Below are 12553 nucleotides of genomic sequence, written 5' to 3' on the forward strand. Positions count from 1 at the left end.
TGATCCTCGAGCCTAACCAGGGGGAATCTGGAAGGCCGGGATACGCCGCAAGATCTGAAGCTTTGGGGGATAAAGCATGAAGTTCCATTCTGTTCGGGGGCGCCTGTTCGCCTCCACCATCATCGCCGGCGCGGGTCTGATCTCGGCGGCCGTGGCTCAACCGGCCTTCGCGCAAGAGGCTGACGACAACGCGATCTCCGAGATCATCGTCACCGGCTCGCGCATCCGTCGCGCCGAGACGACGACTGAGGCGCCGGTCGCGGTGATCGACGCCCAGGCGATGCAGGACCGTGGTTTCATCCAGGTCGGCCAGGCGCTCAACGAACTGACGGCCAACATGCCGCAATTCGCCATGGCCGCCGGCAGCGGCTCGGTGGCGGGCTCCGGCCAGCAGTTTCCCAACCTCTTCGGCCTCGGCGCCGGGCGCACCCTGACTCTGGTCAACGGCCGCCGCATGGTGACCTCGTCCTCGGGCCTGGGTGACCAGACCGTCGACACCAACGTCATCCCCGCGGGTCTGATCGCCCGCGTCGAAGTCGCCCAGGCCGGCGGCGCCGCCGTCTATGGCTCGGACGCCATCGCCGGGGTGGTCAACTACATCCTGCGTGACGATTTCGAAGGCCTGGAGGTCGATCTCCAGTACGGCATCTCCTCGCGCGACGACTACGAGACGCCGAGCGTGCGCGTCACGGGCGGTCGCAACTTCGCCGACGACCGCGGCAATGTGGCCTTCAACTTCGAATGGTCCAAGACCGACTCGCTGCTCGACTATGACCGTCCGCGCTCGAACCTGGGCCGCGTCAACGTCAACAATCCGGCCAACAAGACCAACTCGGACGGCATCCCGTCGCTGATCGAGAACCTCAACAGCCGTTTTGTGAGCTTCAACGCCAACGGCGTGCTGTTCAACCCCGGGCCTCCGTTCGCCAGCTCGATCTATCGCGTCAACGGCGTCCCGCAGCAGTTCAACGCCGCCGGCACGGGCCTGATCGCCTATGACATCGGCAACCTGGTGAACCCGACCGTTCCGCCCTTCACCAGCGGCGGCGACGGCAATCCGTATCAGGAACTGGCCGCGCTGTTCACCGGCGTCGAGCGCTGGAACGGTACGGCGATCGGCCACTATGACCTCGCCGACAACATCAAGCTGTCGGGCGAGTTCTTCGTGTCGCGCGTCGAGGGGCGTGATCCCTACGGCGCCCAGGCCAGCAACACGGTCCTGAACAACGCCGCCAGCGGATCGGGCGCCATCAGCGTCTCGCGCACCAACCCTTACCTGTCCCCGGCCGTCACCGCGGTGCTTGGCCCAGCAGGCGCGCCGCTAACCCTGTCCAAGTTCTGGACCGACCTTCTGCCGACCCGCGAGGTCATTTCGCGCACCGACACGGTGCGTGCTGCGCTCTCGCTGGAAGGCGACTTCGACTACGCTGATCGCGAGTTCTACTGGAGCCTGTCCTACAGCCTCGCCCAGACGGCGGGCGAGGAAGAGGGCTACGGCGTCTACACCGCGCGCTTCAACAACGCGATCAACGCGGTGCGCAACAGCGCGGGCAACATCGTCTGCGGCATCAACGCCGACGCGACGACCGCCAATGACGACCCCAACTGCGCCCCGATCAACCCGTTCGGCGTGGGCAACGTGTCGCCTGAGGCGCGGGCCTATTCGACCATTCGCGCGGGTGAGGAATACCTCAACACCCAAGGCGACTTCCTGGCCACTATCGGCGGCGACCTGTTCAACCTGCCGGCCGGCGCGGTGAAGTTCAGCGCCGCCTACGAGCACCGCTCCGAAGAAGCCAAGTTCAAGCCGTTCACCGCCAACCGTCTGGGCCTGATCGGCTCGCAGGTGGGCACCGCGGCCACGAGCGGCCAGTACAACACCGACGAAGTTTCGGGCGAAATCCTGGTGCCCGTCCTTGGCGGCGACTTCAGCCTGCCGTTCGCCCGCTCGGTTGAACTGAACGGGGCCTTCCGCCGCGTCGATCACTCGATCGCCGGCACGGAGGACATCTGGGGCCTCGGCGGCCGCTGGGAGATCTTCGAGGGCCTGACCGGCCGCGTCTCGCGCAGCCGTAACTTCCGGGCTCCGACCCTGGAGCAGCTGTTCGCGCCGCAGCGCACCGCCCTCAGCAGCACGGGCTTCGACCCCTGTGACGCCGACCGCATCGCCAACGGTCCCAACCCGTCGGTGCGCCTGGCCAACTGTCAGGCCCTGTTCGCCGCCAACCCCGGCTACGGCCCGCTGTCCCTGTTCCAGAACCAGTCTGAGAACTTCAGCCGCGCCAACGTCACGACGGGCGGCAATCCGGACCTGCGTAACGAGGTCTCCAAGACCTGGACCTTCGGCTTCGTGTTCCAGCCCACCTTCGTGCCGGGCCTGAGCATCGTCGCCGACCGGATCGAGGTGGACCTGAAGGACGGCCTGTCGGCCTTCTCGCCGGAAAGCTTCATGGCGACTTGCTATGACAGCTCGCCGCAGCCGGCCGACATCTGCAACACCTTCACCCGTGACGCCCAGGGCAACACGCTGACGGCCCTGCGGACCACCTTCAACGCGGGCAGCATCACGTTCCGCGGCGAGGTCTACAACATCAACTACGGCTTCCCGATCGGGCGCTATTTCGGCGACCGCGACCTGGGCGACCTGGAGCTGAACCTCGAAGCCACGCGCATCGAGAAGTACGAGATGTCGGTGACCGGCGTTGACCGCACGCGCATCGACAACACCTCGTCGACGACCGACTTCGGTCCGTCTCCCGACCTGTCGGCCAAGTTCGACCTGCGCTACCGCAAGGGTCCGTTCCGGTTCACCTACACGGCCAACTATCTGTCGGCGGTGAAGTTCAACGCCACCGCGACGATCGAGAACTGGCCGACGCCGACGGTGAAGGAAAACCTGCGCCACAACGTGTCGGCGTCCTATGACTTCCGCAACTATACGATCCGTGGCGGGGTCACCAACCTGACCGACGAAGAGCCGTCGTTCCCGACGCGCACCTATGGCGACATCCTGGGCCGTCGCTACTTTGTCGGCCTCAAGGCCAGCTTCTAGGGTCTGGTAGGCGAGGGCTTCGGCCCTCGCCGTGTTCAAGGCGGCGGCGTCCTTCCCAGGGGACGTCGCCGGTCTTCTGCTTAAAAGGGGTGTCGAACGATGGGCGCGACGATAGCGGGCCTGAAGGTGTTCGACGCGGCGGCTGTCGCTGAGACCCTGACGATCGAGGCGGCGATCCCCGTGGTGCGAGAGGCGATGATCGCCCTGTCCGCTGGACGCGTACGCCAGGAGTTGCGCTCCTTCATCGGCCTGGGTCCAGGCCGCACCTTCGCCATCATGCCCGCCGCCCTCGACAACGCGGCGGTGTTCGGCGCCAAGCTGGTCAGCGTGTTCGCCGACGGCGAGGGCCGCAAGGCGCACGAGGGCCTGGTCATCCTGTTCGAAGGAGAGGGCGGGGCGCCGGTCTGTCTCGCCGACGCCGGCGAGGTCACCTCCATCCGCACCGCAGCCGCCAGCGCCGCCGCCACCGCCACCTTGGCGCGTCCGGACGCCACACGCCTCGCCGTGTTGGGAACGGGACGCCAGGCGCGCGCTCACATCGAGGCTGTCGCCAAGGTCCGGCCGATCCGCTCGGTTACGATCTGGGGGCGTGACTTCGACCGCGCCGTCGCCTTCGCCGCCGCGACCAGCCTGGACCTCGACATCCCGTGCGTCGCCCGCGTCGACGCCCGGCGCGTGGTCGAGGACGCCGACATTATCTGCACCACCACGACCGCCGCCGACCCGGTGCTGCTGGGCGACTGGGTCGCGCCCGGGGCGCACGTGAACCTGGTGGGCTCCAGCGGGCCGGCCCAGGCCGAGGCCGACGGCGTCCTGGTGGCCAAGAGCCGCTTCATCGTCGATCACCGCCAGCATGTGCTGGTCCATGGCGGAGAGTTCCTGCGGGCCAAGGCCGCCGGTCTGGTGGACGACAGCGCCGTCGCCGCCGAGATCGGCGAAGTGTTCGCCGCGACCGCGCCGGGCCGCACGCGCGACGACGAGATCACCGTCTATAAGTCCCTGGGGCACGCGGTTCAGGATCTGGCCTGCGTCGCCTGGCTGAAGGGGAGGGCCGCCTGATGCGTGTCATCGATCGTGAGGAAGTCGCGCAAAGGCTGACCTACGAAGTCTGCATCCCGCTGGTTCGAGAGGCGATGATCGCCTTCTCCGCCGGACGCACGCGGCAACTGCTGCGGTCGATCATCCCGCTGGGCGAGGGCCGGATGTTCGGGATCATGCCCGGCGCCCTGGGGGAGCGGGCCGTGTTCGGGGCCAAGCTGGTCAGCGTCTTTCCGGAGAACTTCGCCAAGGGTCTGCAGTCGCACCAGGGCGTGGTCGTGCTGTTCGACGGGGAAAGCGGGGCGCCGGTCTGCGTGGCCCATGCGGGAGAGATCACCGGCATCCGCACCGCCGCCGCCAGCGCCGTGGCGACCGACGCGTTGGCGAGGCCGGAAGCTGATCGGCTGGCCATCCTCGGCTATGGCGAACAGGCCGCCGCCCACGCCCGGGCCGTCGCGCAGGTGCGCCGGCTTCAGTCGATCGCCGTCTGGGGGCGCTCGTTCGAGCGGGCCTCTGACCTGGCGAGCAAGCTGACCGCCGAACTGGACATCCCCGTCGCGCCCGCCCAGACGGCCAGGGCGGCTGTCAATGGGGCGGACATCATCTGCACCGTCAGCGCGGCGCCCGAACCGATCCTGGAGGGCGCGTGGCTCGCCCCTGGAACGCACGTCAATCTGGTGGGCTCCAGCTATGCTGGGCCGAGCGAGGCGGACCACGATGTGGTTCTTCGCTCCCGCTTCATCGCCGACAGCCGCGAAGGGGTTTTGGCGCAGGGCGCCGAATTCCTGCGGGCCAAGGCGGCCGGCGTGGTCGGTGACGATCATGTGGTCGGCGAGATCGGTCAGGTTCTGGCCGGCGACCTTCCGGGGCGTCAGTCGCCCGACCAGATCACGGTCTACAAATCGCTCGGCCACATCGTGCAGGACCTCGCCGCGGCCCAGGCGCTCTATACGGGGAACAGGTGACTATGAAGATGCGTCATTGGCGTCGATGCGCCATCGCGGCGGGCGTGATGCTCGCCGGCTGGGGATCGCTCGCGGCCGCTCAGGCGCCGGCGACGCCGCGTCCCGGCATGGATCCCAGCTTCGACGTCGACGCCTTTCCGTCCACCTACAAGCCGGCGCCTTCGGAGCCGACGGCGATCATCAACGCGACCCTGCTGACCGCGGCGGGACCGCGCATCGACCAGGGCGTTCTGCTGATCCGCGACGGCAAGATCGCCGCTGTCGGGCGTGACGTCGCGGTCCCCGCCGGCGTGCGCGTCATCGACGCCAAGGGGCGCTTCGTCACTCCGGGCATCGTCGATCCGCATTCGCACATCGGGGTCGGTTCCAGCCCGGGCGAGGCCAATGGCGACGGCTCCAATGAGTCCGGTCCGAACGTCGCCGGCATCTGGGTCGAGCATGCCGTCTGGCCGCAGGACCCGATGTTCGAGCGCGCCCTGGCCGCCGGGGTCACCACGGCGATGATCCTTCCGGGGTCGGCCAATCTGTTCAACGGCCGCACGGTGACCTTGAAGACCGTGCCGGCTCTGTCGCCCCAGGGCATGAAGTATCCGGGCGCGCCCTACGGCCTGAAGATCGCCTGCGGGGAGAACCCGACCGGCGGCGGGCCGGGCAAGCCGGGGACGCGGGCCGGCGGCATGCTGGGCTATCGCACGACCTTCCTGGCCGCCTCCGCCTATGCCGAGCAGGTGCGCGACTATCGCAAGAAGGTCGCCGCCGGACAGGCCGCCCAGCCGCCACGCCGCGACCTGTCGCTGGAGACGGTCGCCGCCGCCCTCGACGGCAAGGTGAAGGTCCACGTCCACTGCTATCGCGCCGACGAGATGCTGCAGATGATCGATCTGTCGCGCGAGTTCGGCTTCAAGATCGCCGCCTTCCACCATGCGCTGGAGGCCTTCAAGATCGCGCCGGTCCTGGCGCGTGAGGGCATCGCCGTGGCGACCTGGGCGGGCGACTGGTCGGGCTACAAGATGGAGGCCTATGACTCCGTCATGGAGAACGCGGCCTTTGTCGAGGCGGCGGGCGGCGTCGCGGCCATGCACTCCGACAACGTGATGATCATGCAATACCTCAACCACGAGGCCGGGCGGGCCATGACCGCCGGGCGCGAGGCGGGCCTGAACGTCACCCCGGAGGACGCGATCCGCTGGCTGACGATCAATCCGGCCAAGATCATTGGGCTGGAGGCCAAGACCGGATCGCTGGAGACTGGCAAGGACGCCGACGTGGTGATCTGGAGCGCAGACCCCTTCAGCATCTACAGCCAGCCCGATCTCGTCCTGGTCGATGGCGCGGTCATGCACGACCGGAGCAAGCCGCCGGCCCAGCCAAGATCGGACTTTGAGCTGGGGGTGCAAAAGCGCCCGACCCAGACCCGCGCCGGGGAGGTGATCCAATGATCCGCAAGCTCGTTCTGGCGGCCGCTTCGGCCCTGCTGATAGCCGCGCCCGCGTCCGCCCAAAATCAGAATCAGACCCTGGCCATCGTCAACGCCCGCGTCGTCAGCATGGGCCCGGCCGGTGATCTGCCGCGCGGCGCGGTGCTGGTCCGTGACGGGAAGATCGTCGAGGTCGGCGCCAATGTGCGCGTGCCCGACGGCGCGCGGGTGATCGACGCCGCCGGCCAGACCCTGACGCCCGGTCTGGTGGCGACCGTCTCGTCGCTTGGCCTGAACGACACCATCGGAAGCGGATGGGGCGGTCGAGGCTCCAACGATCCGCGACTGAGCGCCGGCTTTGACGTCGCCTACGACGTCAACCCGAACTCTCCGCAGATTCCCGAGGCGCGGATCGAGGGCGTGACCTCGGCGGTGCTGACGCCCAATCCCGCCTCCGCGGGCGCCGGCGCGCCGCGCAAGGTTTTCGGCGGGCAGGCGGCGTTCATCCGCCTGGCGGCCGATGGCGACTATCTGGTCGCGCCGCACGTCGCGGTGCTGACCGCCCTTGGCGAAAGCGGGGCGTCTTCCGCCGGCGGCGGGCGCGGCGCCTGGCGCGGGCTGGTCAAGCAGTCGCTGGCCCTGGCACGCGACTACAAGGCTGGCCGCGTCGACGAGGCCCGACTGGACGCCCTGTCCCTGTCGCGCGCCGACCTGCAGGCCCTGGTCCCGATCGCGGAGCGGCGCTCGCCGCTGCTGGTCGAGGTGAACCGCGCCTCCGACATCCGGCTGGTTCTCGACGTGGCGAAGGAAGAGAATATCCGCGTCGTCCTGTCCGGCGCTGCCGAAGCGTGGATGCTGGCGGGCGAGATCGCCGCCGCCAAGGTCCCGGTCATCCTGGATGCGGAGGACAATCAGGCCTTCACCTTCGACAGCCTGAACGCCACCTATCGCAACGCCGCCATACTGGATCAGGCCGGGGTGCTGATCGCCTTCAAGCCGGGGATCGCGCGTATCGTCTTCCTCATCCGCACGCCGCGCTTCCTGGCGGGGCGCACGGTTCGCTTCGGCCTGCCGTGGGAGCGCGCCCTGGCGGCCATCACGGTCAATCCGGCCAGGATCTTCGGGCTGGAGGAGACGCGGGGCAGCATCGCGCCGGGCAAGGCGGCCGACCTGGTCCTGTGGAGCGGTGATCCCCTGGAGACGAGCACCGTGGCCCGCCGGGTGTTCGTCGAGGGCGCCGAGCAGCCCATGACCGCCCGCAACCGCGAGCTCCGCGACCGCTACATCAACACGGTGAAGCCGGCTCGCGCCGCGCGCTGACGCCCATTCGCCCGCAAGGAAAACGCATGTCGCTTCTCACTCGCCGGGCGCTGGGCGCCCGTTCCGCAGCATCGCTTCTGCTGACCGGCGTCGGGCTGGCCTCACCGGCCCTGGCGCGGGCCGCCGCCGCCGATATCCCGGCGCCGGCGAGCATGTCCGGGACCGTGACCATCGGCGGCAAGGCCATCGCCTATCGGGGCGTCGCCTCCGAGATCATCCTGCCGACCAAGGCGGGTGCGCCGGGTACGACGGTGTTTTCCGCGGCCTATCTCGTGCAGGGCGCCTCGAGCCGCCGGCCAGTGACCTTCCTGTTCAACGGCGGCCCGGGCGGCGCCACCATCGCCCTGCGTGAGGGGCTGGCGCCGCGCCTGACCGTCAATGCCGACAACGCCGATGGTTTCGCTTTCGCCGACAATCCCGAGAGCCTGCTCGACACTTCCGACCTGGTGTTCGTCGATCCGCCGGGCGTGGGCTACAGCCGCTTCCTGACGCCGGGCGCCGAGAAGGAGTTCTGGGGCGTGGAAGAGGACGCCGCCGCCATGGCCGCGTTCATCCGCATCTGGCTTACGCAAAACGACCGCATGGCCTCGCCGAAGTTCCTGGTGGGCGAAAGCTATGCCGGGATCCGCGTCGGCTTCGTCGCCGAGATGCTGGCCGCCGGTCCGCAGCCGATCGCCATGAACGGCGTGGTCCTGGTCTCGCCGTCGACGGCGACGCGGGGCAGCGCCCCCCTGGCCGGTCACGCCGATCCGGCGGTGCAAGCCCTGCCCAGTCAGGCGGCGGCGGCCTGGTTCCACAAGAAGGGCGCCTATACCGACCGCAAGGTCGAGGCGGTGGCCGCCGAGGCGCACGCTTTCAGCTCCGGCCCCTACGCCAAGGCCCTGGCCCAGGGCGACAAGATCGCCCCGGGCGAGGCGGCGAAGATCGCCGAGCAGGTCTCGCGCTATACCGGCTTCGCGGCCGCGGGCATCCAGGCCTCGGGGCTGAAGGTGCCGACCGACAGGTTCGTGAAGGAGCTGCTGACGGAGACGGGCGAGCGCATCGGCGGATCGGACGCGCGGGCCAAGGCGCCGCGCAGCATCACCGATACGCGCAAGGCGCCGTACGACGATCCGTCGACCTCGCCCTACACTCTCAAGTACGATCTGACCAAGGCGGTCGAGGGTCTGTTCCAGGGTGAGTTCGGCTACAAGCCGGCCAGCGGCTACATCCGCCTGTCCTATCCGGCCAACGAGCAGTGGAACCATCAGACGTCGCGTGGGCCGGTCAGCATGCCGTTGATGTTCAAGGAGCTAATGGCCAAGAACGCGCGGCTGAAGGTCATCCTGATGCTGGGCTACTACGACCTGACCATCCCCTATGCGGGGCCGATGGAGGAGTATCTGGCCGCCGACCTGCCCAAGGGCCGGTTCACGCACGAGGTCTATCCCGCCGGCCACGCGGTGTTCTCGAACGCCGCCAGCCGCCGCCAGGCGACAGACGCCCTGCGGGCCTTCTATCGCTCGGCGCTCAGCTGAGGGTGTGGAGGAGGGCGGTCTAGAACCGCCCGCCCGTCACGAAGGTGCGGATGTCGTCGGTGAAGGCCTTCAGCGTCGGCTCGTTGGTGTAGGCCATGTGGCCGCCTTCGTACTGACGCTGAACGACGCGATCACGCGGATAGTCGCTCTGGGTTATCAGATAGCGGGCCGGGCCCACCGTGGTGGTCAGGTCGAAGATCCCGGTGCCGACCATGAGCCGGAAGCGTGGATTGGCGGCGAAGGCCTTCGAGATCTCCGACTGATAGTCGAAGTCGAAGAACGGTCCGCCGGGGCCCAGCGTCGGCGCCCAGGTCCAGCCGCCGGTCTGCGGCGCCGACGAGCGATAGTCGGACGCCGGCCAGGTGACGCCCAGGTTCTTGGCGTAGTGCTCCAGCATCATCGGGCCGATGGCGCCGATAGGCTTGAACGACGGGTCGGGCAGGCGCTCGCCGGGCTTGGGCAGCGGGCCGACATAGCGGGCGTCGTACATGCCGACCATCAGGCCCTCGTCCTTCAGCAGCTCGCGCTGGAAGGCCATCTTGGTGATCACCAGGTCGTTGGCGAGATAGTACTCGGCTGTGACGCCGGTCATGGCCTGCAGCTTCTTGGCCATGGCCTGGCGCTCGGCGGCCGGCAGGTCGTTGCCCCGGATCAGGGCCCACAGGTACTCGCCCATGCCGAAGGCGTAGGCCTCGTCGATGATGACATTCATCGGCCGGTCGCTGCGCTCGGCCTTGCCGTGATAGGCGGCGATTGCGGCCAGGGCCGTGATGTTGGTGGCGTAGGAGATCGCGTTCTTCGCCCGCTGGCTCGTCTCGATCATGTTCACGGCCTGGCCGAAGATGAACACGCCGTCGAGGGGCAGGGTCTTGGCCAGCTGGCCGGCCATGAAGGCGGCGCGCAGGGTGCCGTAGCTTTCACCCAGCACGAACTTCGGCGAGGCCTCGCGGCCGTTGGCCTTGCACCAGGCGGTCAGGAAGTCCGACACCGACTGGCTGTCGCCCTCCACCGAATAGAAGTACTCGCGCTTGCCGCCGGGCAGGACGCGGCTGAACCCCGTCTCCGCCGGATCGACCATGACGATGTCGGCCGTATCGAGGATGCTGAAGGTGTTGTCGATCAGGCTCGGCGCCGGCTCCGGCGCGCGCGGGTCCTGGGCGACGGGCGGGCGCTTGGGCCCGAGCGCCATCATGTGCAGGGTCTGGGAAGAGCTGCTGGGCCCGCCGTTGAAGGCGAACACTACGGGGCGGGCCGGATCGGCCTTGTCGCGCACGTAGGAGGTGCTGACGAAACGGGCGGTGGCCACGCCGGCGGCGTCGCGCAGGATCGTCTCGCCGACCGTGGCCGTGTAGCTCAGCTTCTTGCCGTTGAACGTTCCGGTATGCCGAGTGATGAACGGGCCGCCCGTCGAGGGCCTCGATTGGGCGAGGGCGCCGCTGGCCGCGACCAGACCAGCGATCGAGGCGGCGCCGGCCAGCCACCCGCGTTTGGTCATCGAAGTCATGCAGCACCCCCATTTGATCGCTTCAGGATCAGCCTAGCCGGGGCGCGACGGATTTTCTTTTCGAATGGCCGGCGACGTGGATAGGCGTCGGCATAGGCTATGCGGCGCCGTTAGCGGATTTGCATTGAACTTGTCACATCCGCCCGACGCTCCTCGCACTTCGAATAGAAATGCCGAGGCTCGCGGGTAGGATGATGCAGACTCCGTGGTGCGTCCGCGGAAGGGGGAAACAACGATGGTGCTACGACCCGCCGCCCTGGCCGCGCTGCTGCTCCTGAGTTCCGCCGCGGCGGTTCAGGCCCAGACATCGCCGGCCGCCTCCACGTCCGTCGCGCGTGCGCCTCTGAAGGCCGAAACGAGCCATGTGGGCCGCTTCAATGATCAGAAGGTGGCTTACCGCGCGATCGTCGCCGAGACCTTCGTTCCGGATGCGACCGGGACCGCCAAGGCGTCGATCATCACCACCTCCTATGTCCGCACGGAAATGAAGGACGCCTCGCGGCCGGTGCTGTTCATCTTCAACGGCGGGCCGGGCGCATCGACGACCCCGCTGCATTTCGGAGCCTTCGGCCCGAAACGTCGGGTGGGCGAGGGCGCGGAGCAGACCCTGATCGACAATCCGGTCAGCCCGCTGGACGCCGCCGACCTGGTGTTCATCGACCCGGTGGGCACGGGCTACAGTCGCCCGCTCACGCCCGAGGACGGCAAGGCGTTCTGGAGCCGCACGGGCGACGCCGCGTCGGTCCGCTATGTGATCGAGCAATGGCTGAAGGCGCAGGGACGCGAAGCCTCGCCGCGTTACATCCTGGGCCAGAGCTACGGCACGACCCGAGCCGCGCTGATCGCCAGGGACGCCGCCGCGCTGAAGCTGGACGGGGTGCTGCTGTTCGCGCTGGTGGGCGCGGCCGAGGGGCGCGAGATGCCTTTCGTCACCAGCCTGCCCAGCTTCGCCACCGTCGCCTGGTGGCATCAGAAGGTCGACCGCGCCGGCCGCTCGGTCGAGCAGGTCTATGACGAGGCCGTCGCCTTCGCGCGCACCGACTATGTGGCCGCGCTGATCCAGGGCTCCAGCTTGCCGGCGGCGGAGAAACGCAAGGTCGCCGAACGGATGGCGGCGCTGACCGGGCTTTCGGCGGAGTTCATCCTGTCCAAGGACCTGCGCCTGAACAATCGCGACTTCATGTTCGAGCTGCTGAAGGATCAGGGCCTGCGGACCGGCCAGCTGGACGGCCGCGCGACGCGCCGCCTGAACGCCCCGGCTCAGCGTCCGCCCTATGACGATCCGGGCCTGTCGTTCTCGCTGGAGAAGGCGCCCGCGCCGCCCAAGTCGAGCGCCAGGACGGTCAAGCCGGACATCGCCGTGCCTGTGGGCAAGGGTGAATCCGAGGCGGTGGAGATCTACTTCCGCAAGGCCCTGAAGTTCGAGAGCCCGCAGACCTACACCTCCCTCAATCTGGAGGTGAACGCGGCCTGGAACCACGAGGGCATGACCGACGCCAATGTGTTCCTGGGGCAGGCCATGCAGGCCGATCCCAAGCTTCGCCTGTTCTGGGCGTCGGGGCTCTACGACATCACCACGCCGGCCTATCGGGGGCGCTACGCCCTGGACCAGGCCGGGGTGCCCGCCGACCGCCTGACGGCGGCTCAATTTCCAGGGGGCCATTCGGTGTTCACCGAGGAAGGCAACCGCGCAGCCCTGGCCGAGGCTGTCCGCAAGTTCGTTCGGCCTTAAGGGGGACT

At 68.4% G+C, this 12553-nt stretch carries 8 protein-coding genes; 7 read left to right on the top strand and 1 reads right to left on the bottom strand.

Translation table 11 applies throughout. From position 1 onward, the window contains the following. Positions 1-76 precede the first annotated feature (76 nt). From ABOZ73_RS18185 to ABOZ73_RS18210, 6 genes are all read left to right on the top strand, one after another. Positions 77-3052, top strand: coding sequence for a TonB-dependent receptor (locus tag ABOZ73_RS18185; RefSeq protein WP_369059511.1), 2976 nt, complete (start codon positions 77-79; stop codon positions 3050-3052). 99 nt (positions 3053-3151) lie between these two features. Continuing rightward, positions 3152-4111 carry an ornithine cyclodeaminase family protein gene (locus tag ABOZ73_RS18190; RefSeq protein ID WP_369059512.1) on the top strand — a complete coding sequence of 320 codons (960 nt, stop codon included), beginning with the start codon at positions 3152-3154 and terminating at the stop codon, positions 4109-4111. After that, positions 4111-5055, top strand: a complete 945-nt coding sequence (locus tag ABOZ73_RS18195) for an ornithine cyclodeaminase family protein (RefSeq protein ID WP_369059513.1) — start codon at positions 4111-4113, stop codon at positions 5053-5055. Before ABOZ73_RS18190 ends, ABOZ73_RS18195 begins: the two co-directional genes overlap by 1 nt. Before the next feature lie 2 nt (positions 5056-5057). Continuing rightward, on the top strand, positions 5058-6494 hold the full coding sequence (locus ABOZ73_RS18200) for an amidohydrolase family protein (protein WP_369059514.1): 1437 nt from the start codon (positions 5058-5060) through the stop codon (positions 6492-6494). Continuing rightward, positions 6491-7792 carry an amidohydrolase family protein gene (locus tag ABOZ73_RS18205; RefSeq protein ID WP_369059515.1) on the top strand — a complete coding sequence of 434 codons (1302 nt, stop codon included), beginning with the start codon at positions 6491-6493 and terminating at the stop codon, positions 7790-7792. The genes ABOZ73_RS18200 and ABOZ73_RS18205 overlap by 4 nt, the downstream gene beginning before the upstream one ends. Positions 7793-7818: 26 nt before the next feature. After that, the gene (locus tag ABOZ73_RS18210) at positions 7819-9309 is read left to right on the top strand and encodes a hypothetical protein (RefSeq protein ID WP_369059516.1); all 1491 of its coding nucleotides are present in this window, start codon (positions 7819-7821) and stop codon (positions 9307-9309) included. A 19-nt stretch (positions 9310-9328) separates the two neighbouring features. Here the strand turns inward: ABOZ73_RS18210 and ABOZ73_RS18215 are convergent, their stop codons facing one another. After that, on the bottom strand, positions 9329-10813 hold the full coding sequence (locus ABOZ73_RS18215; protein WP_369059517.1) for a S10 family peptidase: 1485 nt from the start codon (positions 10811-10813) through the stop codon (positions 9329-9331). A 235-nt stretch (positions 10814-11048) separates the two neighbouring features. On the opposite strand from ABOZ73_RS18215, the gene ABOZ73_RS18220 reads away from it, so the two are divergent. Next, complete coding sequence (locus ABOZ73_RS18220; protein WP_369059518.1) at positions 11049-12545, top strand: peptidase S10; 1497 nt, start codon at positions 11049-11051, stop codon at positions 12543-12545. Positions 12546-12553: the final 8 nt, after the last annotated feature.

Origin of the sequence: Caulobacter sp. 73W (assembly GCF_041021955.1) — a bacterium.
In the GTDB taxonomy this organism is placed as follows: Bacteria; Pseudomonadota; Alphaproteobacteria; order Caulobacterales; family Caulobacteraceae; genus Caulobacter.

Coding starts and splice junctions, on each gene's coding strand:
- ABOZ73_RS18205 (WP_369059515.1), top strand. CDS start 6,491: ATGATCCGCAAGCTCGTTCTGGCGGCCGCTTCGGCCCTGCTGATAGCC.
- ABOZ73_RS18190 (WP_369059512.1), top strand. CDS start 3,152: ATGGGCGCGACGATAGCGGGCCTGAAGGTGTTCGACGCGGCGGCTGTC.
- ABOZ73_RS18210 (WP_369059516.1), top strand. CDS start 7,819: ATGTCGCTTCTCACTCGCCGGGCGCTGGGCGCCCGTTCCGCAGCATCG.
- ABOZ73_RS18195 (WP_369059513.1), top strand. CDS start 4,111: ATGCGTGTCATCGATCGTGAGGAAGTCGCGCAAAGGCTGACCTACGAA.
- ABOZ73_RS18200 (WP_369059514.1), top strand. CDS start 5,058: ATGAAGATGCGTCATTGGCGTCGATGCGCCATCGCGGCGGGCGTGATG.
- ABOZ73_RS18185 (WP_369059511.1), top strand. CDS start 77: ATGAAGTTCCATTCTGTTCGGGGGCGCCTGTTCGCCTCCACCATCATC.
- ABOZ73_RS18215 (WP_369059517.1), bottom strand. CDS start 10,813: ATGACTTCGATGACCAAACGCGGGTGGCTGGCCGGCGCCGCCTCGATC.
- ABOZ73_RS18220 (WP_369059518.1), top strand. CDS start 11,049: ATGGTGCTACGACCCGCCGCCCTGGCCGCGCTGCTGCTCCTGAGTTCC.